Raw genomic sequence first — 21,629 nt, 5'->3', positions numbered from 1 at the left:
CTGCCTGCTCAGGCCACGCGGTACTGCTCGTCGCGGGCGTCGGTGAGGAACATCTGGCCCGGTGCGTGGGTGATCGCGAACGGCGGGCGCGAGGCCATCACCGCGGCCTGCGGGGTCACGCCGCAGGCCCAGAACACCGGGATGTCGTCCGGCTCGGCCGTCACCGGGTCGCCGAAGTCGGGCCGGCCGAGGTCGTCGATGCCGAGTGCCGACGCGTCGCCGCAGTGTACGGGGCTGCCGTGCACGGCCGGGAGCAGGCTGCTCTCCCGGATCGCCGCCGCCAGGTGCTCCGGCGGCACCGGGCGCATCGACACCACCATCGGGCCGTGCAGCCGCCCGGCGGGCCGGCAGGGGCGGCTGGTGACGTACATCGGGACGTTGCGGCCCTGCTCGACATGGCGGATCGGGACGCCCGCCGCGGTCAGCGCCCACTCGAAGGTGAAGCTGCACCCGATCAGGAACGTCACCAGGTCGTCGCGCCAGTGGCCGAGAACGTCCGTCGGCTCGGCCACCAGCTCTCCGTCCTCCCAGACGCGGTAGCGCGGCAGGTCGGTGCGCAGGTCTGCGCCGTCCGCGAGCACCGTGGTCCAGGAGCCCGCGTCGGTCACGTCGAGCACCGGACAGGGCTTGGGGTTGCGCTGGCAGAAGAGCAGCATGTCGTACGCCCAGTCCGCCGGCACCGAGATCAGATTCACCTGGGTGTGGCCCGCGGCGACCCCGGCGGTGGGGCCGGTGAGCCCCGCGCGGAAGCGGGCCCGGGCCTCGCGCGGGGTCCACGCGTGCGCGTGCCCGTCGACGACGGTCAGGGGGCGGTCCCCGGTGGCGGTCGGGGCGGACTGCTGCGGGAGGGTCACACCAGCCCCTCGGGGGAGGGCCACACCAGCCCCTCGCGGACGGCTCACGCCCGCCCCTCGCGGACGGCTCACGTCAGCTCCTTCCCGCGGGTCTCCGGCAGCCCGAGCAGGGCCAGCGCGGCGAGGCCGTAGCCGACCGCGCCGAACACCAGCGCGCCGCCCACGCCCCAGCTGTCGGCCAGGAAGCCGACCGTCGTGGGGAAGACCGCGCCCACCGCGCGGCCGGTGTTGTACGTGAACCCCTGCCCCGTGCCGCGCACCGCCGTCGGGTACAGCTCGCTCAGGAAGGAGCCGAAGCCGCTGAAGATCGCCGACATGCAGAACCCGAGCGGGAAACCGAGCACCAGCAGCAGGGAGTTGGCGCCGCTGGGGATGTTCGCGTACGCCAGGATGCACACCGCCGACAGCAGCGCGAACAGCCAGATGTTGCGGCGCCGGCCCAGCCGGTCGGTGAGGTAACCGCCCGTCAGATAGCCGAGGAAGGCGCCGGAGATCAGGAAGGTCAAGTATCCGCCGGTGCCGACGACCGAGAGGTCGCGTTCCGTCTTCAGGTAGGTCGGCACCCAGGTGGCGAGTGTGTAGTAGCCGCCCTGGACGCCGGTGGACAGCAGCACCGCGAAGACCGTGGTGCGCAGGAGACCGGGCTTGAAGATGGCGCCGAACGAGCCCTTTCCCGGGCTGTGTTCGCGTACGGCGACGGCCTGGGGCGCGTCCTGCACCCGGCGCCGCATCCAGACCACGAGCAGCGCGGGCAGCGCACCGGTCCAGAACATCACCCGCCAGGCCAGGCCGTCGTCGAGGACCGAGAAGACCAGCGTGTAGACGATCGCCGCCAGCGCCCAGCCGACGGCCCAGGAGCTCTGGATGGCGCCCAGGGTGCGGCCGCGGTGCCTGGCGCTCGCGTACTCCGCGACCAGGATGGCGCCGACCGCCCACTCACCGCCGAAACCGAGGCCCTGAAGGGCCCGGAAGACCAGCAGTGTCTCGTAGTTGGGCGCGAAACCGCAGGCCACGGTGAACACCGCGTACGTGATGACCGTGATCATCAGGGCCTTGACCCGGCCGATACGGTCCGCCAGCACGCCCGCGAGGGCGCCGCCGACGGCCGAGACGACGAGGGTGACCGTGGTGAACAGGCCGGTCTGGCCGCTGTCCAGGCCGAAGTACGCGGCCAGCGCGACCATGCTCAGCGGCAGCGTGAAGTAGTCGTACGAGTCCAGGGCATAGCCGCCGAACGCGCCGGCGAAGGCGCGCCGCCCGCGCGGTCCGAGGGCGCGCAGCCAGCCCAACGGGCCGTCGTCGCCGGGGTGTTCGCTTGCGTCGGGGCGTATGTCGCCGCTCAGGGCCTTCGGTGGAGGGGTCGTGCTCATGGGCACCTCGCAGTGGGAGGACGGAGGGTGCTTCAGCTGTGAGCCAACGCACAGCAACGTAGAGGATCGTTCAACGATCCTTCAATACCCCTGTTGTTTCGTTCTGGTGTCTGCGCTTGAATTCCGGGCATGGCAGAGCAGTTGACGGACCTGGCCGACGACCGGGCGCTCCTCGGGCGCACCAGCACCGCCGAGCGGGTCTCGGACATCCTTCGCAGCCGTATCGCCGACGGGTACTTCCCGCCCGGCACCCGGCTGTCGGAGGACAGCATCGGCGGGGCGCTCGGCGTCTCCCGCAACACGTTGCGCGAGGCGTTCCGGCTGCTCACCCACGAACGGCTGCTCGTCCACGAGCTGAACCGCGGGGTCTTCGTCCGGGTGCTGACCGTCGAGGACGTCGAGGACATCTACCGCACCCGCCGGCTCGTGGAGTGCGCCGTCGTCCGGGGTCTGGGCGAGCCGCCGTACGGCGTGGGCGCGCTCGCCGAGGCCGTCGAGGCGGGTCGGCGCGCGGCGCGCGAAGGTGACTGGAATGCGGTGGGTACCGCCAACATCCACTTCCACCGGGAACTGGTCGCCCTGGCCGGGAGTGAGCGCACGGACGAGCTGATGCGCAGCGTCTTCGCCGAACTGCGGCTCGCGTTCCATGTCGTGGACGAGCCACAGCGGCTGCACGAACCGTATATGGCGCGAAATGTCGGGATTCTGGAAGCGCTTCAGGTCGGAGACCGCGACAAGGCCGAGACCCTGCTGGCCGGCTACCTCGACGACTCGCTCAAGCGGGTGGTGGAGGTGTACCGGAGGCGGGTCGGGGACGAGGGCTAGCGGCGTCACGGAGTCGGTGTGACCCCTGCTGCGGCGGAGCCGATCCGCGCCGTTTGGGTCGTTGTCAGACCGAGGACCTAGTCTGTGCACCGTGACTTCGCCTGCATCGACGGACAGTGTTCCGCCCCAGCTCAGCGCGGGGCCGCGCCCCGCACCGGGCCCGGCCGCCGACGAGGGACTGGCGCGGCGGCTGCGCGCGCTCGCCTGCACCGCGCCGCTGCACGACCTTGACGCGCGCAAGGCGAACCTCGCGGGCGAGTACTCGGTGTACGGCATGGCGGAGATCGCTCTCGCCGCGATCGACCTCGTCACCCTGAACATGGACTTCGACACCGGCGCCGACCACGACCAGGTCGTCGCCCGGCTCGTCCCCCGGATCGCCGCGCAGGCCCCGCGGCGGCCCGCCGCCGAGCACGAGCGGGTGGCCCGCTGGGTCCTGGAGAACCTGATCAACGTCGGCAGCGTGGACCGCGGCTTCCGCGCGGTGTACGGCACGTTCGCCCCGGACGGCACGTATGTCCGCCGTGACTACGACTTCAAGCTGATCGAGGAGGTCCCCGGCCCCGGCGGCAGCGTCTACCTGCGGACCACCGACGAGGCAGTCAACGTCCTCGTCGGCGCCCTCGACACCGATGTCACCAGCGCCCAGATCGCCGCCGAGGTCAAGCTGGAGGTGCTGATCAGCCGCGGCCGCCTCGCCGACGCCCAGCTCGCCGCCGAACAGGCGCGGTATCGCACGGTGCAGTACTCGGAGACCCTCCGCAAGGCCCTGGACGCCACCCGGCGCAACGTCCGCGCGGTGGACTGGCTCAACGCCGTGCCCGACATGATCGCCGAGGCCCTGGACCACGTGGCCGACCGGTACCGGCACGAGAACGCGATCCTCACCAACATCCGCAAGGCCCGCGACGAGTCCGAGGACCCCGAGCACAAGCGCCGCGCCGCCGAGCTGGTCGACATCGTCAAGGACTGCATCCGCCGCCACACGCAGCTCCAGTCGCGCCTGCTGGAGGCCGGACCGCTGTTCCGCGCCGAGCAGGACCGCCAGGCCTTCGCGACCCCGGCCTCCAGCGCGGGGATAGACCTCTACGGCCATCTCGTCGCCCCGGTCCTGCCCCTGCCCCTGGAGCAGGCGATCCGCGTCACCGACGCCTGGTTCGCGAAGGGCACCGGCCTGCGCACCCCCGTGTCGGTCCGGGTCGGCGACCTGGTCGACATCCTGCTCACCCCACCCGTCGAGCGGGAGCACCTGGGCGCCGAGATGCCCGAGCCCGACCTCATCGCCACCCCCGACGACAGCCGGTTCAGCGAGGAGCAGCTGGCCGCCGCGATGGAGCTGCTGGACCTCCCGGCCGACGCGCCGCGCCGGCTGTCCGGCCTGCTGGCCCAGGCCCGTCGCCAGGATCCCGATCTGCCGTACCTGGTCGCCCTGTTGGCGGTCCACGCGGCCAGCCCGCCCGTCGGCACCGCCTACCGGCAGGGCGAGGAGAAGCTCCTGTTCGCCGTGGACGACGGCACGGAGCTGGACGATCCCGAGTTCGGCGGAGCCGACCTCATCGTGGGGACGGCGCTGCTGGACGCGGCCGGGATGGCGGCGGACAGGACGGAAGCAGCATGACCGAGCACCAGCGCAGCAAGGAGCACCGACCGTGACCGAGCACGTCGAGTGGAGTGAGCCGGAGGCACCCGCCCCGTCGGCGCAGGCCCCCGTCACCCCCGCCGACGCCGCCGACGCGGCGCGGCTCGTCGCCTTCGGGCTCCAGCCCAAGCTGCTGCCCGCCCGCGACCAGGAGTACGCCGACCTGCTGCGCCGTTACCGGGAGGACCCGCCGTTCGCCCGCCTCGCGGACGCCGTCGCCGCCGGTCTGGGCCTGGTCGTGCTGGAGGTCTCCCCCCGCGCGGGCATGGCGGTGACGGCCGCCGAGGACTCGGTGTTCGCCGTGCGCATGGGCGACTACGCGCGTCGCACGGCCGCCGACTCCGGCGACCGCTTCCTGCACGGCCTCGCCCACCTCGCCGTCGCCGCGATGGCCTTCCCGCGCCCCGAGGACCTGGCCGACGACGGCTACATCGGCCGCGTGACCGTCAACGGCGTCGACGCCTTCGTCCGGCAGGCCTGCCGCCGTCTGGAGGAGCGCGCCGCCGAGCAGGGCGAGAACACCGACCCGGCGACGGACGCGCCCGGCCTGGAGGCCGCCTGGCGGATCTGGGCGAGACGCAGTGCGACCGGCGCCACCAAGGACGCCCGCCGGCCGGCCGCCTCCACGACCGGCATCGTCGCCAAGGCCGTGACGTTCCTCACCGACTCCGGCTTCCTCCAGCGCACCGGCGACGACAGCGGCGGCACGTACCGCACCACCGCGCGGTACCAGCTCCAGGTCCGCGACATGGCGGGCAGTGCGGCGCTGGCCGAGCTGCTGGAGCTGGGCGTCGTGCCGGTCACCGACGGCACGCCGACCCTGCTGCCCGCCGAGGAGACCGACGACCTGGAGCTGGTGGCCGACGCGGGACTGCCGTTCCACTCCGCCTGAGCCGCCGCTCCCGACGAACCCCCGTTCCTCCCCGATCTGACGAAGACTTACGAGAGTCCGCCATGTACGAGCTGTCCCGGGTCCGCCTCTACTCCATCGGACCCGCCGGTGCGCGCTACGCCGACACCGTGCTTGACCTGCGCGGTGTGGGCGAGCCCGTGCCCGACCCCGCGCCCACCCAGGCGGAGTTCTTCGAGGAGGAGCCCGTCGGGCCGCCGCGGCGGCCCGCGCCCGCCGGTGTGCTCTTCCTGGAGAACGGCGGCGGCAAGTCCGTCCTGCTCAAGCTGATCTTCTCCGTGATGCTGCCGGGCCACCGCAACACCCTCGGCGGCGCCAGCTCCGGCGTGCTGCGCAAGTTCCTGCTCGCCGACGACTGCGGGCATGTGGCGCTGGAGTGGCAGCACGTGCAGACCGGCGAGTGCGTGGTCGTCGGCAAGGTCAGCGAATGGCGCGGCCGCCAGGTCTCCAACGACCCGCGGAAGTTCGCCGAGGCCTGGTACTCCTTCCGGCCCGGCCCCGGGCTCACCTTGGACAACCTGCCCGTCGCCGAGGCCACCGCGGTACGGCCGCCCGTCGAGGGCCAGTCCGGCGCCCAGGGCCGCCGCCGCACCATGAAGGGCTTCCGGGACGCGCTCACCGAGGCCGGCAAGGCGTATCCGCACCTGGAGGTGCACTGGGAGGAGATCCACGAGCGCTGGACCGAACACCTCGGCGAACTCGGCCTCGACCCCGAACTCTTCCGCTACCAGCGGGAGATGAACGCCGACGAGGGCGAGGCGGCCGGCCTGTTCGCGGTGAAGAAGGACTCCGACTTCACCGACCTGCTGCTGCGCGCGGTCACCGACACCCGGGACACCGACGGGCTCGCCGACCTCGTCAGCGGTTTCGGCAACAAGCTGGGCCGGCGCGCCGAGCTGATCGCCGAACGGGACTTCACCGCCGGGTCGGTGGACCTGCTCGGCCGGATCGTCGAGGCCGCCGAGGCACGCTCACGCGCGCGTGACATCCACGCCGGGGCCGAGCGACGCACCCGTACCCTGGCCCGGCGGCTGTCCGCGCGCGGCGCCCAGGAACGGCTGCGGGCCGCCGACCTCGCCCAGCGCGTCACGGCCGCCGCCTACGCCGTCACGCACGCCGAGAGCGCCCGCGAGCGCAGCGCCCTGATCACCGCCGAACTCGCCTACCGGCACGCCTCGTTGGCGCTCGCCGCCGCCGAGAAGGCCGCCGCCGCGCAGAAGCGCGAACTCGCCGACGCGCGCACCCTGCACTCCGCCTGGCAGGCCGCCGAGGCCGTGCTGCGCCACCGGGCCGCCGCCGACCGGGTCGCGCGCGTGGCCGCCGCGATCCAGGAGGCCGAGCGGGACGCCGCCCCCGCGCTCGCCGCCCGCACCAAGGCCGCCGTCGACCTCGTCCGCGCCCTCCACGCGGCCGCCGAGAGCGCCGAGACGCTCGCCAACGAGGAGGAGGAGCGCTCGGCCGCGCTCCAGGAGGTCAGCGACTCCGCGTACCGGGACTCCACCGCCGCCGCCACCGAGGCGCAGCGCGCCCGCAGCGAGACCGGGCACCTGCGCCAGCGGCTCGCCGAGGTCGAGCAGGAGACCGCCGAGGCGGTCCGCGCGGGCTGGCTCGACGACAGCGCGCCCGACGCCGACCCCGCGCGCGCCGCCCTCGCGGCCAGCGACGCCGAGAAGACCGCCGTCGCCGCCTGGGACACCGCCCGCGAGGCCTCCCGCCGGGCCACCGAGCACGCGCGCGAGGCGGCCTCCGCCGAGTCCCGCGCGGAACTCACCGCCGCCCGCGCGGCCGACGCCGCCACCGCCGCGGAGCGCGGCTACGACGGCGAGCGGCGCACCGCCGAGGCGCTTGCCGCGGAGGAGCGGCTGGCGGAGCTGCTGAGCCTGCCCGGCGCCTCCGCCGGAGCCCGGGCCCTGGTGCCGGGGCCGCGCACGGGCGAGGGCGCCCCCGAGGAGGGGACCGGCCGCACCGAGACCGGTCTCAGCCCCGAGGAGCTGGACCGCTTCGCCGACGAACTGCGCGAACTCCTCGACGACGCCGTCTCCTCCGCCGAGCGCCAGCTCTTCGACCTGCGCACCGCCGCCGCCGACGACGCCCGGATCCTCGGCGCCCTCGGCGACGGCGGGCTGCTGCCGCCCGGCCCGGACGTGCTGGCCACCGTGGAGTTCCTCGGTGAGCACGGCATCCCCGCGCTGCCCGGCTGGCGCTATCTCGCCCAGGCCGTCGACCCCGCCGACCACGCGCGCGTGCTGGCCGCCCGGCCCGAGCTGGTCGACGGTGTGATCATCACCGACCCGGACTCGCACGCCCGCGCCCGGGAGGCGCTGAGCGACGCCGCCCTGCTGCCCCGGTCCGCGGTGGCCGTCGGCACGGCCGCCGCCCTGCTCGCCCCCACCCCGGCCGCCGACTCCGCCGACAGCGGCGTCTTCCTCGTACCGCCGAACCCGGCCATGCACGACGAGCACGCCGCCGACGAGGAACGGCAGGCCCTGCGCGCCCGGGCGACGCAGCGCGACGAGGAGATCCGCACCCTCGCCGCCCGCCTCGGCAAGGACCGTGAGCTGGCCGCCCGGCTCGCCTCCTGGCGCACCGGCTGCCCCGCCGGACGGCTCGCCGAACTCGCCCAAGCCGCCCAGGACGCGCGCGCGTTCGCCGAGGAGGCCGAGGCCGAGCTGGCCGAGGCGCGTACCGTGCGGGCGGAGGCCGAGGAGGCCGCCGCCGAGGCGGCCCGGGTCCGCGACGAGAAGCAGGAGGCCGCGCAGAAGGCCCGGCGCGCCGCCGACGCCCTCGCCGGACTCGCCTTCCGGCTGCGTGAGCGGGCCGGCTGGCAGGTCAAGCTGCGCGAACTCGCCGACGAGGCCGCCGAGTCGGAGGCCCGCGCCCAGGTCTGTCTGGAGCGGGCCCGCGCCGCCGACGAGGACCGCCGCGCCGCCCAGCGCGCCGCCGACGACGCCCGCCGCACCGCGCGGGCCCTGCGCGCCGAGCGCTCCGAGATCGCCGGCGCCCCCGACGACGTACCGGAGAGCGACGGCGACACGCCCAAGGCGTCGCTGCCCGCCCTGCGCGAGGCCTACCGCGCGGCCTCCCAGGTGTACGAGAAGGTCGGCGTCGGCGCGGACCTGCGCGCCGAGCAGGCCCGCGCGGAGAGCGACGAGAGCGCGGCCCGCGCCGAGCTGGACCGGCTGAGCAACAAGGTCCGCACCCGCGCCGAGCAGCTGCTCCAGTCACCCGACGGCTCTGACGGGCCGTCCCGGCAGGCGGCCGCCGCCCGCGCGGAGGAGCTGGTGCAGCTCCTGGAGACCCGCATGTCCAGCGCCAGCGAGCAGCTGGGCCGGCTGCGGGGCGAGGCCGAACGGCACGCCCCCGAGGACGGCGAGGCGCACACCGAGCTGCCCGAGGAGCTGGTCCCGCGCGACGCCGAGCACGCCCAGGCGCTGCTGCGCACGGCCACCGGCGAACTCGCCTCCCGCACCGAGGCACTGGCCCAGGCCCGCGAGGCGCACGCCGAACTGCTGGACGCCCACCGGGCCGCCGAGGACGCCGCCGGCGGCTTCGACGAGATCGCCGCGCTCCTGCGCGACCTGCTGCGCGAGCACACCGTCGAGGAGGAGCGGGAACAGCCGGAGCCGTACCCCGGCAGCCTGGAGGAGGCCCGGCAGTCCGCCGCCGAGGCCCGCCGGTCGCTGCGCGGCTGCGCGGCCGACCTCTCCGCCGCCGAGGCCGCCGTCCGCGAGGCGAGCGACGTCCTCGTCCGGCACGCCAACTCCACCCGCTACGAGCAGGTGCGCACGCCCGCGCGGCAGCAGATCCGCGAGCTGCCCGCCGCCGCCCTGCCCGAGCACGCCCAGCGCTGGGCCGACGCCTTCGCGCCCCGGCTGCGGGTCCTCACCGACGAGCTGGCGCAGCTGGAACGCAACCGCGACTCGATCGTGGACCGACTGCGGGGACTCGTCGAGTCGGCCCTCGCGACCCTGCGCTCCGCGCAGCGGCTGTCCCGGCTGCCGGAGGGACTCGGCGAGTGGTCCGGGCAGGAGTTCCTCCGCATCCGCTTCGAGGAACCCGACCAGGCGACCCTCACCGAACGGCTCGGCGAGGTCATCGACGAGGCGACCCGCGCCGCGGTGAAGAAGAACTCCGACCTGCGCCGCGACGGCATGTCCCTGCTGCTGCGCGGAGTCGCCGCCGCGCTCCAGCCCAAGGGCGTCGCCGTCGAGATCCTCAAACCCGACGCGGTGCTGCGCGCCGAGCGCGTCCCCGTCGGGCAGATGGGCGACGTGTTCTCCGGCGGCCAGCTGCTCACCGCCGCCATCGCCCTGTACTGCACGATGGCCGCCCTGCGCTCCAACGACCGGGGCCGCAGCGACAAGCACCGCCACGCGGGCACCCTGTTCCTCGACAACCCGATCGGCCGCGCCAACGCGACATACCTGCTGGAACTCCAGCGGGCCGTCTCCGACGCGCTCGGCGTCCAGCTCCTCTACACCACGGGCCTCTTCGACACGACCGCCCTCGCCGAGTTCCCGCTGGTCATCCGCCTCCGCAACGACGCCGACCTGAGGGCAGGCCTGAAGTACATCAGCGTGGAGGAACACCTCCGCCCGGGCCTGCCGCGTGAGGCTCCCGCCGGGGAAGCCGGCCACAGCGAGATCACCGCCACGCGTATGTTCAAGCGCCCGGCGTCGAGCTTGCCGTAGCGGCACTGTCGTGGGAACCTGCGGGCCGTCCGTGGCCGGTCGCGCAGTTCCCCGCGCCCCTGGGTACCTTCAGGCATCCTCCTTCAACAAGTCAGCGCACTTCTCGCCGATCATCATCGTCGTGATGCACGGGTTCACCGTGACGAGATCCGGCATCACCGACCCGTCCGCGACCCTGAGCCCCTCGACCCCCTTGACCCGCAGCCGCGCGTCGAGCGGGGCCGAGGGGTCGTCGGCGGCGCCCATCTTCACGGTGCAGGACGGGTGGTAGACGGTGTTGTGCGTCGTGTGGATGTAGTCCAGCAGCTCGTCGTCGGTCCGCACGTCCGGCCCAGGGGCCAGTTCCGCGCCGGCCCAGCCGCTCAGCGCGGGCTGCTCGGCGATCTTCCGCGCGAGCCGCAGCCCATACGTCATCACCCGTACGTCGTGCTCGTGCGTGAAGTACCGAGGATCTACCTTCGGCTTGTCCCGGAAGTCCCGCGTCCGCAGCCGCACCGTGCCCCGGGACTTCGCGCGCGTGACGTTCGGAGTGAGGCAGAACGCGTTCTCCGAGGTCGGATAACCGTGCCGCGCGGTGTTCATGTCGAACGGCACGGACCCGTAGTGGAACATCAGGTCCGGCCGGTCCAGGCCTGGCTCGGTGTCGTAGAAGATGCCCGCCTCCCACCACTGGCTGGACGTGGTGGTCATCGGCTGCTTCGCCTCCCACATGATGACGCCCTCGGGGTGGTCCTGCAGGTTCTCGCCGACGCCCGCCGAGTCGACGACCACCTCGACGCCGACCTCCCGCAGATGCCCGGCCGGTCCGATGCCGGACAGCATCAGCAGCTTGGGCGAGTCGATCGCCCCGCAGGACACGATCACCTCGCGCGGGGCCCGTACGGTCCGGGTGTGGATCAGATCCGGGTCCAGATACTCGGCGCCGACGCACCGCCGCCCTTCCAGCACCAGCTTCCTGGCCCGCACCCCGGTCCGTATCTCCAGGTTGGGCCGCTTGTCCATGACCGGGTGCAGATACGCCACCGACGACGACTGGCGGATGTTGTTCTCGTCGGAGTTGATCTGGAACCAGTTGGCGCCCCGGATCACCGTCCGGCCGGTGTTGAAGGGCACGGTGGGTATGCCCGCCTGCGCGCACGCCTTCAGCAGCGCGGTGCCGCATGGGTCGTCGCCCTTGAGGGTGCGCAGCTTCACCGGGCCGGTGCGGCCGTGGTGGTCGCCGGGGGCGTCGTTTGTTCTCCAGCCGCTGGTAGAGCGGGAACAGGTCGGCCGCGCTCCAGCCCGTACAGCCGCCCGCCGCCCAGTCGTCCAGGTCCTCGGCCGGAGCCCAGAACGCGATGCACGAGTTGTGCGAGGAGCAGCCGCCGAGCACCTTGGCGCGGGCGTGCCGGAGGAAGCTGTTTCCGCTGCTCTGCGGCTCGACCGGGTAGTCCCAGTCGTAGCCGGACTCCAGCAGCCCCATCCAGCGCTCCAGCCGCAGCACGTCGTCGTCGCCGACATCGCTCGGCCCCGCCTCCAGCACGCACACCGTGACCGACGGATCCTCCGACAGCCGCGCCGCGACCACGTTGCCGGCCGTGCCGCCGCCCACCGCGACGTAGTCGAACTCGTCCATGCCCATGAGTCGTTGACCTCCTTCAGTCGGCCGCCGGGGCGGCGAGGGACGCGGGGACGGTCTCCAGCCGGTGCTCGGCGAGGACGCCGGTGCGGTGCCGCTGGACGAACCAGTAGTAGGCGAAGGGATGGCAGGGGTGGTCAGGGTGGCGGGGATGCCGGGGTGGTCAGGGTGGCGGGGATGCCGGGGTGGTCAGAAGTGGTTCATGCCGCGGGCACGGTGGACCGCTCGGCGGCGATCGTCGTGTCCTGGCCGTGTCCGGTGCGGACGACCGTGTCGCCGGGCAGGGTGAGCAGCCGCGTGCGGATGGACGCCTCGATGGTCGGGCGGTCGGAGTAGGAGCGGCCGGTGGCGCCGGGGCCGCCGTGGAAGAGGGTGTCGCCGGTGAACACGGTGTTCAGGGACGGCGCGTGGAGCGAGCAACTGCCCCAGGTGTGGCCCGGGGTGTGGTGCACGTGGAGTTCGGTGCCGGCGACGGTGAGGACGCGGCCGTCGGCGAGTTCGCCGTCCGGCTTGCGGGCGGGGTGGGTGTGGGACCACAGCTCGTGGTCGTGGGGGTGGAGGAGGACCGGGGCGCCGGTCAGGACGGAGAGCGCGGGCGCCGCGTCGATGTGGTCGTCGTGGGCGTGGGTGCAGACGATGGCGGTCACGTGGCGGCCCGCGATCGCCTCGTGGATCGCGCGGGCGTCGTGTGCGGCGTCGACGACCAGTACCTCCTGGTCGTCGCCGACGAGCCAGACGTTGTTGTCGACGTCGAAGGTCTCGCCGTCGAGGGTGAAGATGCCCCGTGTGACGACCTTCTCGATGCGAGCCCCGCTCACATGACCACCACCGAGCGCAGCACCTCACCCCGGTGCATCTTGGCGAACGCCTCCTCCACCTGGTCGAGGGCGATGGTCTCGGTGACGAAGGCGTTCAGATCCAGCAGCCCGTACAGGTACTGGTCGATCAGGAACGGGAAGTCCCGGCTCGGCAGACAGTCCCCGTACCAGGACGACTTGATCGCGCCGCCCCGCGAGAACACGTCGATCAGCGGCAGCTCGATCCTCATCGCGGGAGAGGGCACGCCGACCTGGACCAGCAGGCCCGCATGGTCGCGCATGTAGAAGGCCTGCCGGAACGTCTCCGGGCGGCCGACCGCGTCGATCGCGATGTCGACGCCGTGGCCGTCGGTGAGGGCGCGGACCGCCTCGATGGGGTCGGTGCCCCGGGAGTTGACGGTGTGGGTGGCACCGAACTTCTCGGCCTGGTCGAGTTTTCTGTCGTCGATGTCGACGGCGATCACCTTCATGGCGCCGTTGAGGCAGGCGCCCGCGATGGCCGCGTTGCCGACCCCGCCGCAGCCGATGACGGCGACCGAGTCGCCGCGGCCGACCTTGCCGGTGTTCACCGCGGCGCCGTAGCCGGCCATCACCCCGCAGCCGATGAGGCCCGCCGCCTCGGGGCGGGCCGCCGGGTCGATCTTCACCGCTTGACCGGCCGCGACCAGGGTTTTCTCGGCGAAGGCGCCGATGCCGAGGGCGTTGCTGAGCGGGGTGCCGTCCGTGAGGGTCATCGGCTGGGTGGCGTTGCGGGAGTCGAAGCAGTACCAGGGGCGGCCGCGACGACAGGAACGGCAGCTGCCGCAGGGCGCCCGCCAGGCCAGCACCACGTAGTCGTCGGGCGCCAGATCGGTGACGCCCTCGCCGACCGCCTCAATCGTGCCGGCCGCCTCATGGCCCAGCAGGAAGGGGAAGTCGTCCGTGATCGCGCCGTCCCGGTAGTGCAGATCCGTGTGGCAGACCCCGCAGGCCTGCACGGTCACCAGGACCTCCCCGGGCCCCGGATCGGGGACCACGATCGTCTGCACCTCGACGGGTGCGCCCTTCTTCCCAGCGACTACGGCACGGACCTCGTGTGGCACGACAAGCTCCTCTGCTGTTGCGCACTGCACGATGGGTTGCGCGATGGGGAACATATTGAGAACGCCATCAAGCGGCCGTCAAGGGGTGCGAGTTAACCCTTGGCAAAAGGAGCGGGAGGGCGGAAACCTCGCGGACACACAGCTGCGCGGGACCAGGGAGTTCCCGGTCCCGCGCTGGGGGGCGTGCGTCAGACGATCGCTCGGTGGGGGTCCGTCAGAAGCCGTACCCCATACGGCGCGACAGCTCGGCGCCCGCCGCCACCGTGCGCTTGGCCAGCTCCGGCAGCCGGTCCGGGTTCAGCCGGTACACCGGCCCCGAGGCGCTGATCGCCGCGATCACCTTGCCGTCGTGCGCCCGGATCGGCGCGGCCACGGCGGCGAGCCCCAGCTCCAGCTCCTCGATGGTGACCCCGTACCCCTGCTCCACCACGGCCTCCAGCTCGCCGCGCAGCATGGAGGCGCCGGTGATGGTGCGCTCCGTGAAGCGGGGCAGCGGGCGGGCCAGCAGGCCTTCGCGCAGGGTGGGCGACATGTGCGCGAGCAGCACCTTGCCACTCGACGTGGCGTGCAGCGGGGTGCGCCGGCCGAGCCAGTTCTGCGCGGTCACCGACGCGGTGCCGCGGGCCTGCATGATGTTGACGGCCGCGTCGTCGTCCAGGACCGCGATGTTCACGGTCTCGCCCAGCTCGTCGGCGAGCTCTCGGCACACCGGGACGCCCTCCTGCGAGATGTCCAGCCGCACGGCCGCCGCCCCCGCCAGCCGCAGGACGCCCGCCCCCAGGTAGTACTTGCCGCGGTCCTTCGCCTGGGCGACGAGGCCGCGGTTCTCCAGGACGCCGAGCAGCCGGAACGCGGTGGACTTGTGCACGTCCAGCTCGTCGGCGATCTCGGTGACGCCCGCCTCTCCGTGCCGGGCGAGGATCTCCAGGACACTCACGGCGCGGTCGACCGACTGCACGGCGCTGGCGGCTCCCCGGCCGCCCTGCTTCGCCGCGCCCCCGGTTCTGTCCTCACTGTGGTCGGACTGCTTCTGCGTGCGGGCCATAGCTCAACTCTCACCACCTGACGGCCCGGTTTGGGCCGCATCTGCGGGAAACCCTTGACGCGACGGTCGCCCCGCCCGGATTCTGTTGCGCATAGCGCTCGACAGTGCGCCATGTGAAAAATCATGTTACCGAAGCGTCCGGATCTCGGAAGAGGACGCCCACCACCGGGTCGGACCGCGCGGACCAATGACGGTCCGATCCTGCGGAACCTCCCGGATTCCCCGAACTCCTCGGGATTCCTCGAACTGCCCGAACTTCCCGAACTTCCCGACTGCTGGACCAAGAGGTCCGGACCCCGTGCCCGGACCGAGAGGGGGCCCCGTGATACCCGTCTGCCGCCTCGAAGACCTCCCCGAGGGCGAGTCCATCCGCGTCGAGACGACACCGCCCGTCGCCGTGTTCCACACCGACGACGGCGAGCTGTACGCCATCGACGACACCTGCACCCACCAGGACGCCTCCCTCTCCGAAGGCTGGCTGGAGGGCTGTCTGGTCGAATGCCCGCTGCACGCCGCCTCATTCGACCTGCGCACCGGACAGCCGACCTGCCTCCCGGCCCGCCGCCCCGTCCGCACCCACCGCGTCACCGTCGACGAGGGCATGATCCACGTCCACCTCGCCGCGGAGGAGGGCACCGCCGCATGAACGCCGTGACGGCACTCGGCACTCTCCTCCGTCCCGCCGCCGGGGTTCCTGTCGCCGCTGCGACTTCCGCCGGGAGGCACGTCGGGACGCGCGGCGGGAGGCACATCGGGACGCACGCCGGGGGCACGCCGCGAGGCACGTCGGGACGCGCGCCGCGATGCACGTCGGGCCGCACGCCGGGAGGCACGCTGCGAGGAACGCCGGGACGGTGCGCTCTGCCACGGCGACCGTCGCCGCGGTGTACGCGCCCGCCGCCGCGGTGTATGCCTCCGCGGGCATGGTGCACGCCTCCACGGTGCGTGCCGGGACGGTGCCTGCCACCAAGGTGTCCGCCGGGACGGTGCCTGGCACCAAGGTGCCCGGCGGCGCGGCGCCCGCCACCGCCGTTCCCGCCACGGCGGACCGCGCCGAGAGGAGCCCCGCCTCATGAGGACCGTGACCGTCGTCGGCGCCTCCCTCTCTGGCCTGTACGCGGCCCGTGAGCTGCGTGCCCAGGGCTTCGACGGCCGGCTGGTGATCGTCGGCGACGAACCCCACCTGCCCTACGACCGGCCGCCCCTGTCCAAGGACTTCCTCACCGGCCGTGCCGACGAGACCCGTCTCTCCCTTCTCGACGCCGAGGAACGCGCCGAACTCGACGCCAAGTGGCTGCTCGGCGTCCGCGCCCGTGGCCTGGACGCCCGCGGCCGCACCGTCCTGCTCGACGACGGCCGCACCGTCTCCACCGACGGCGTCGTCATCGCCACCGGCGCCTCGGCCCGCCGGCTACCCGGCGACAGCCTGGCCGGCGTGCACACCCTGCGCACCCTCGACGACGCCCGCGCCCTGCGCGAGGACCTCACCCGTGGCCCGCGCCGGGTCGTGGTCATCGGCGCCGGCTTCATCGGAGCCGAGACGGCCTCGTCCTGCGCCGCCCTCGGCCACACCGTCACCGTCGTCGAGGCCGCCCCGCTGCCGCTGCTGCCCCAACTCGGTGCCGAACTGGCCGCGGTGTGCGCCGCGCTGCACCGGCGCGGAGGCGTGGAGCTGCTGACCGGCGTCGGCGTGGCCGGGCTGCGCGGCACGGGCACCGTGACCGGCGTGCACCTGTCCGACGGCCGTACCCTCCCCGCCGACGTGGTCGTCGTCGGCATCGGAGCCACCCCCAACACCGCCTGGCTGGCGGGCTCGACGCTCGCCCTGCACGACGGTGTCCTGTGCGACGACGGCTGTGTCACCTCCCTCCCGCAGATCGTCGCTGTCGGTGATGTGGCCCGGGTGGGCGGCACCCGCGCGGAACACTGGACGTCCGCGACCGAGCAGCCCCCGGTCGCCGTCGCCAACCTCCTCGCCGGACACACGGCCGAGACCGTGCGATCCGTGCCCTACTTCTGGTCCGACCAGTACGGAGCCCGCATCCAGTTCGCGGGGCGGCGGCGCGAGGGCGACGCGGTGCGGATCGTCGAGGGGGACACGGCCGGCCTACTCGAGGCCCCGGCCGGGACCGCTCCCGGACCGGGCCCGCGACGCCGCCGGCCGTGCGGTCGTCGGCACCGGCACCGGCACCGGCGGCAGGCGGCTTTCTCGCGGTCTACGAACGGGAGGGCCGTACGACCGCCGTGCTCGCCGTCGATCGGCCCCGGCCCTTCATGCGGGCCCGGCGCGAACTTACCCGCGCGGAGGGCCGGATGGTGCCCTCAGGGATGTGACAACTGCTCGGCGCCGCCGTGCCGGCGTATGCGCTCCTGCGCCCGCTCGGCGGCCCGGGCCTGCCGACGCGCCCGGCGCCGCTCGCGGCGCAGCGCGCGTGCCGTGCTGCTCGGCGCCGACACCACGCCGTTGCGCTGGTTCCACACCTGGCGCGTCACCCAGACGTCCAGCACCGCCCAGGTGGCCACCACCGTGCTGGCCACACTGCTGAGCACCATGGGGAACGCCAGCCAGGATCCGGCCAGAGTGCTCAGAAACGCCACCATCGCCTGTATCAGGGTCACGGCGATGATGAGCACCGCCCGCACGGCCGCCGTACGCACCGGGTCGGGCAGCCGACGCCGCTTCGCGGGCTCCTCGATCCACAACGGCCGGTAATACGGCCGCGCTTGGCCGCCGCCGGGTTCGCCGGACCTGGGGACACCCACCGTGCCCTCCACGGGCGCCTCGCGCCGCTCCGCCGTGCCCATCACCGTGTCACTCCCCACCGCCAGCAGACCGCTCGCCCCGGTCCGAAGACCCGACTCCCCAGTGGCTGCCCGGCTTGCGCTGATTTACGCCGCCGGGGTGCGGGATGCGGCTCCTGTGGCCGATTCCGCCCCCATTCCCTGTCATGAAGGACGAACGGCGCTCCCCGAAGATTCCCCACCAGCGAAAAATTCCGGCCAATCGTCCGGCCGCGTCCACCCGGTCCGGCCGCCGACGCGCCGCCCGAATCGGGGCGGCAATCTCCCGCAATGACCGGACAACTCCCCATGCTCGGCGTCCAGTACGGAAGTTCGCCTTCCGGAACGCCCTTCGAGTTACCTGTGTGTCGGTAGTAGGCTCGCGCCGTTTGTTGACGCACATGTGTACCCCCTGCCGGTGGGGGTCGAGCTGGGGGAGGCCATGCGCTTTCGCGGGAAGTCCATCCGCCGGAAGATCGTGGCGCTGCTTCTCGTGCCGTTGGTGTCCCTGACCGCGATCTGGGCGTTCGCCACGGTGCTCACGGGGCGTGAGGCAGGCCGGCTGTTCAGTGTGTCGTCCCTCGTCGAGGAGATCGGCTACCCCACCGAGGACACCGTCCGCGTGCTCCAGCAGGAGCGCCGCCAGACCCTCGTCTACCTCGCCGATCCCCGTGCCTCCAACGGACTCGCCGCCCTCAGGCGCAGCCAGGCCGCCACCGACGAGGCGGTCGCCGAGATCCGCAGGAACGCCCGCGACCCCGATGTGCGCGAGGCCCTGGGCGCGGCCACCGGCGAGCGCCTGACCGCCATGCTGGAGGCGTTCGAGGGCATCGCGTCCCTGCGCCGCAGCGTCGGCGACGGCACCGTCGACCGCTCCCAGGCCTACCGCCTGTACAACCGGCTGGTCGACCCCTGCTACTCGCTCCTGGCCAACCTCCACGTCATCGACAACGTGGAGATGGACACCCAGTACCGAGCCCTCGTCAATCTCTCCCGAGCCCGCGAACTCCTCTCCCGCGAGGACGCCCTGCTCGGCTCCGCCCTGATCGTCGGCAGGCTCTCCCGCGCCGAGGTCCGTGCGATCTCCGACCTCATCGCCCAGCGCACGCTGCTGTACGAGGTCAACCAGTCGCTGCTCCCGACCGCGGAACGGGACCGCTACCAGCGCTTCTGGAAGAACGCCGAGACCGCCCCGCTGAGGGTGGCCGAGGAGGCCGCCGTCGCCGTCCGGTCCGGCACTCCCAGCGGCGTCACCGCCCAGAGCTGGGACACCGCCGCCGGGAGCGTCCTCGCCGGACTCGGCACCCTCGACGACGAAGCGGCCGAACGCTACCAGGAGCGGGTCCGCCCGATCGCGACCGGCGTCATCGTCAAGGTCGTCGTCGCCGGCGTCTTCGGCCTCGCCGCCTTGCTGGTGTCCCTCTTCGTGTCCGTGCGCATCGGCCGCGGCCTCATCCGCGATCTGCGCCAGCTGCGCCTGGAGGCCCACGAGGCGTCCGGCGTGCGGCTGCCCAGCGTGATGCGCCGGCTCTCCGCGGGCGAGCAGGTCGACGTCGAGACCGAGGTCCCGCGGCTCGAGTACGACAAGAACGAGATCGGCGAGGTCGGCCAGGCCCTCAACACCCTCCAGCGCGCCGCCGTCGAAGCCGCCGTCAAACAGGCCGAACTGCGCGCCGGCGTCTCCGAGGTCTTCGTCAACCTCGCCCGCCGCAGCCAGGTCCTGCTGCACAAGCAGCTCACCCTGCTCGACACCATGGAGCGCAGGACCGAGGACACCGAGGAACTGGCCGACCTGTTCCGCCTCGACCACCTCACCACGCGGATGCGCCGGCACGCCGAAGGCCTGGTGATCCTCTCCGGCGCGGCGCCGTCCCGGCAGTGGCGCAAGCCGGTCCAGCTCATGGACGTCGTGCGGGCCGCCGTCGCCGAGGTCGAGGACTACGAGCGCATCGAGGTCCGCAGACTGCCGCGGATCGCCGTCACCGGTCCGGCCGTCGCGGACGTCACGCATCTCGTGGCCGAACTCCTCGAGAACGCCACCGTGTTCTCCCCGCCGCACACTGCCGTCCAGGTCGTGGGCGAACGGGTCGCCAACGGCTTCACGCTGGAGATCCACGACCGGGGCCTCGGCATGGCGGCTGACGCGCTCCTCGACGCCAACCTGCGGCTCGCCGAGACACCGGAGTTCGAACTCTCCGACACCGACCGGCTCGGCCTGTTCGTGGTCAGCCGGCTCGCCCAGCGGCAGAACGTCCGGGTCTCTCTCCAGCCGTCCCCCTACGGCGGCACCACCGCCGTCGTCTTCATCCCTGACACCCTGCTGACGGACGACGTCCCGGACACCAACGGCATCGGCTTCCGCCTCGACCGGCCCCGGCCCGCCAAGGAGACCGAGGCCGAGACGGGCCGCCGCACCGCACTCTCCCCGGCGCCGGTGAAGCTGCCCGGCCTGCCCGCCTCGCTGCTCGACGGACCGGTCGAACTGGAGGCCCCGGTCGACCTCGACGCGATCGAGGACTTCCCCGGCGTGCTCGACAGCGAGGAGAGCGAACGCGGTGGGCTGTTCCGCCCCCGCCGCTCCCTCGTCCCCGCGGACGAGGAGACGCCAGGGCGCCCCGCTGACCGTCACCATGCCGCCTCCCGTGCCCGTGACGTGTCCGCGCGCGACGGCAACGACGAGGACGACCACCTCGACGCTCCCGTCCCGCTGCCCCGCCGCCGCACGCCCAAGCTGGTCAGCTCCCACGGCCGCCCGGTCACCGAGCAGCGCCCCCGCCGCCTGGACCCGGACGACGAGACGACGCCCCTCGCCGCGCGCAGGTCGGACCCGGACCGCATGACCCCCCTCCCGACCCGCCGCCGCGGCAGCTCCCCCCTCGGCCGCGGCGCCACGTCACCGAGCCACCGAGAGGACCGCTCCGCTTCCGGCGACGGCACGGATCCCACGCCGATCCCCGGCCGCCGCGACGGCTGGACGGATGCCCGTGAGGGGGTGGATGCCGTGGTCTCCCCGGGCCGTGGGGAGGGCCGCACGGACGTGCGCGAGGGCGTGGATGCCGTGGTGTCCCCGGGTTGGCGGGAGGGCCGTACGGATTCCCGCGAGGATGCGGATGCCGCTTCCCGCGAGGATGTGGATGCCGTGGTTTCCCCGGCTCCGCGCGAGGGCCGCACGGAAGCGCGCGACGGTGTGGACGCCGTCGTGTCCCCGCGCCGTCGCGACGGCCGCAGCGACTCCCGCGACGGCGCGGGAAGGCCCGAGGCCTCCACAGGCGGCCCGGCCCACGGGAACACAGGCGCGCCCGAAGACCCCGGCACCGGCTCCGGCCCGCTGCCCCGGCGCGTGCGGCAGGCCAGCCTCGCGCCGCAGCTGCGGCAGGAACCGGCACGCCGTACCGACGACCGGGCGGCGCCCGCCGAGCGGGACGCCGACGAGGTCCGCAGCCGTATGGCCTCGCTCCAGCGTGGCTGGCGGCGCGGCCGCGAGGAGAACGCCGCGGGCGACGACGCCCACAGCGGCACAGCACCACAAGGAACGACTAAGGGGGACGGTCGATGACCGCACCGAAGGCGACCGACCACGCCACGACCGGCAAGTCCGGGGAGCTGAACTGGCTGCTCGACGATCTGGTGGACCGAGTGGCGAGCATCCGCAAGGCCGTCGTGCTGTCCGGCGACGGACTGCCCACGGGGGTCTCCAAGGACCTGACCCGGGAGGACAGCGAGCACCTGGCCGCCGTGGCCTCCGGATTCCACAGCCTCGCCAAGGGTGTCGGCCGCCACTTCGAGGCGGGCAGCGTCCGGCAGACGGTGGTCGAGCTCGACGACGCCTTCCTGTTCGTCACGGCCGCCGGCGACGGCAGCTGCCTCGCCGTCCTCTCGGACGCCGACTCGGACATCGGCCAGGTCGCCTACGAGATGACGCTGCTCGTGAAGCGGGTCGGCCCGCATCTGGCCACCGCTCCGCGCACCGATCTGCCCGCGGGCGGGTAGTGGGAT

At 73.3% G+C, this 21,629-nt stretch carries 14 protein-coding genes and 2 pseudogenes; 9 read left to right on the top strand and 7 right to left on the bottom strand.

Annotated elements, in window-relative coordinates:
- Nucleotides 1-8: 8 nt before the first annotated feature.
- Together ACZ42A_RS29810 and ACZ42A_RS29805 are read right to left on the bottom strand one after the other, a co-directional pair.
- Nucleotides 9-854 (bottom strand): putative hydro-lyase, encoded by an 846-nt coding sequence (locus ACZ42A_RS29810; RefSeq protein ID WP_468530387.1) that lies wholly within the window; start codon nucleotides 852-854, stop codon nucleotides 9-11.
- 68 nt (nucleotides 855-922) lie between these two features.
- Nucleotides 923-2,224: an MFS transporter gene (locus ACZ42A_RS29805; protein ID WP_468530386.1), complete on the bottom strand. Its 1,302-nt coding sequence runs from the start codon at nucleotides 2,222-2,224 to the stop codon at nucleotides 923-925.
- Between the two features lie 129 nt (nucleotides 2,225-2,353).
- Here ACZ42A_RS29805 and ACZ42A_RS29800 point away from each other — a divergent pair, with 129 nt between their 5' ends.
- From ACZ42A_RS29800 to ACZ42A_RS29785, 4 genes are all read left to right on the top strand, one after another.
- Nucleotides 2,354-3,049 carry a GntR family transcriptional regulator gene (locus tag ACZ42A_RS29800; protein ID WP_468530385.1) on the top strand — a complete coding sequence of 232 codons (696 nt, stop codon included), beginning with the start codon at nucleotides 2,354-2,356 and terminating at the stop codon, nucleotides 3,047-3,049.
- A gap of 91 nt (nucleotides 3,050-3,140) precedes the next feature.
- Nucleotides 3,141-4,667: a hypothetical protein gene (locus ACZ42A_RS29795; RefSeq protein WP_468530384.1), complete on the top strand. Its 1,527-nt coding sequence runs from the start codon at nucleotides 3,141-3,143 to the stop codon at nucleotides 4,665-4,667.
- A gap of 31 nt (nucleotides 4,668-4,698) precedes the next feature.
- Nucleotides 4,699-5,580: a hypothetical protein gene (locus tag ACZ42A_RS29790; protein WP_468530383.1), complete on the top strand. Its 882-nt coding sequence runs from the start codon at nucleotides 4,699-4,701 to the stop codon at nucleotides 5,578-5,580.
- Nucleotides 5,581-5,642: 62 nt separating this feature from the next.
- A complete protein-coding gene (locus ACZ42A_RS29785) occupies nucleotides 5,643-10,289 on the top strand; it encodes a hypothetical protein (protein WP_468530382.1) in 4,647 nt (1,548 codons plus the stop codon).
- Nucleotides 10,290-10,358: 69 nt separating this feature from the next.
- Here ACZ42A_RS29785 and ACZ42A_RS29780 read toward each other — a convergent pair.
- The 4 genes and pseudogenes from ACZ42A_RS29780 to ACZ42A_RS29765 form a co-directional block, all read right to left on the bottom strand.
- Nucleotides 10,359-11,910, bottom strand: a pseudogene (locus tag ACZ42A_RS29780) (GMC family oxidoreductase).
- 197 nt (nucleotides 11,911-12,107) lie between these two features.
- Nucleotides 12,108-12,725, bottom strand: coding sequence for an MBL fold metallo-hydrolase (locus ACZ42A_RS29775; protein ID WP_468530381.1), 618 nt, complete (start codon nucleotides 12,723-12,725; stop codon nucleotides 12,108-12,110).
- The gene (locus tag ACZ42A_RS29770) at nucleotides 12,722-13,807 is read right to left on the bottom strand and encodes an S-(hydroxymethyl)mycothiol dehydrogenase (RefSeq protein WP_468530380.1); all 1,086 of its coding nucleotides are present in this window, start codon (nucleotides 13,805-13,807) and stop codon (nucleotides 12,722-12,724) included. The genes ACZ42A_RS29775 and ACZ42A_RS29770 overlap by 4 nt, the downstream gene beginning before the upstream one ends.
- A gap of 214 nt (nucleotides 13,808-14,021) precedes the next feature.
- Nucleotides 14,022-14,852 (bottom strand): IclR family transcriptional regulator, encoded by an 831-nt coding sequence (locus ACZ42A_RS29765; RefSeq protein ID WP_468530379.1) that lies wholly within the window; start codon nucleotides 14,850-14,852, stop codon nucleotides 14,022-14,024.
- A 322-nt stretch (nucleotides 14,853-15,174) separates the two neighbouring features.
- Between ACZ42A_RS29765 and ACZ42A_RS29760 the strand changes: the two genes are divergently transcribed.
- The 3 genes and pseudogenes from ACZ42A_RS29760 to ACZ42A_RS29750 all read left to right on the top strand — a co-directional run bounded on the left by ACZ42A_RS29760 (nucleotide 15,175) and on the right by ACZ42A_RS29750 (nucleotide 17,186).
- Nucleotides 15,175-15,498 carry a bifunctional 3-phenylpropionate/cinnamic acid dioxygenase ferredoxin subunit gene (locus tag ACZ42A_RS29760; RefSeq protein ID WP_468530378.1) on the top strand — a complete coding sequence of 108 codons (324 nt, stop codon included), beginning with the start codon at nucleotides 15,175-15,177 and terminating at the stop codon, nucleotides 15,496-15,498.
- Nucleotides 15,499-15,706: 208 nt separating this feature from the next.
- Nucleotides 15,707-15,928 (top strand): hypothetical protein, encoded by a 222-nt coding sequence (locus ACZ42A_RS29755; protein WP_468530377.1) that lies wholly within the window; start codon nucleotides 15,707-15,709, stop codon nucleotides 15,926-15,928.
- Nucleotides 15,925-17,186: pseudogene (locus ACZ42A_RS29750) on the top strand (NAD(P)/FAD-dependent oxidoreductase). The gene ACZ42A_RS29755 and the pseudogene ACZ42A_RS29750 overlap by 4 nt, the downstream one beginning before the upstream one ends.
- Here the strand turns inward: ACZ42A_RS29750 and ACZ42A_RS29745 are convergent.
- On the bottom strand, nucleotides 17,175-17,657 hold the full coding sequence (locus ACZ42A_RS29745) for a hypothetical protein (RefSeq protein ID WP_468530376.1): 483 nt from the start codon (nucleotides 17,655-17,657) through the stop codon (nucleotides 17,175-17,177). The pseudogene ACZ42A_RS29750 and the gene ACZ42A_RS29745 overlap by 12 nt on opposite strands.
- Before the next feature lie 418 nt (nucleotides 17,658-18,075).
- Here ACZ42A_RS29745 and ACZ42A_RS29740 point away from each other — a divergent pair, with 418 nt between their 5' ends.
- Together ACZ42A_RS29740 and ACZ42A_RS29735 are read left to right on the top strand one after the other, a co-directional pair.
- Nucleotides 18,076-21,189, top strand: coding sequence for a nitrate- and nitrite sensing domain-containing protein (locus tag ACZ42A_RS29740; RefSeq protein ID WP_468530375.1), 3,114 nt, complete (start codon nucleotides 18,076-18,078; stop codon nucleotides 21,187-21,189).
- Nucleotides 21,186-21,623, top strand: a complete 438-nt coding sequence (locus ACZ42A_RS29735; protein ID WP_468530374.1) for a roadblock/LC7 domain-containing protein — start codon at nucleotides 21,186-21,188, stop codon at nucleotides 21,621-21,623. Before ACZ42A_RS29740 ends, ACZ42A_RS29735 begins: the two co-directional genes overlap by 4 nt.
- Nucleotides 21,624-21,629: the final 6 nt, after the last annotated feature.

Source organism: Streptomyces sp. NPDC030838 (assembly GCF_055572035.1).
Note: the sequence above shows the minus strand (reverse complement) of the source record. Positions and strands in the feature narration are given on the sequence as shown.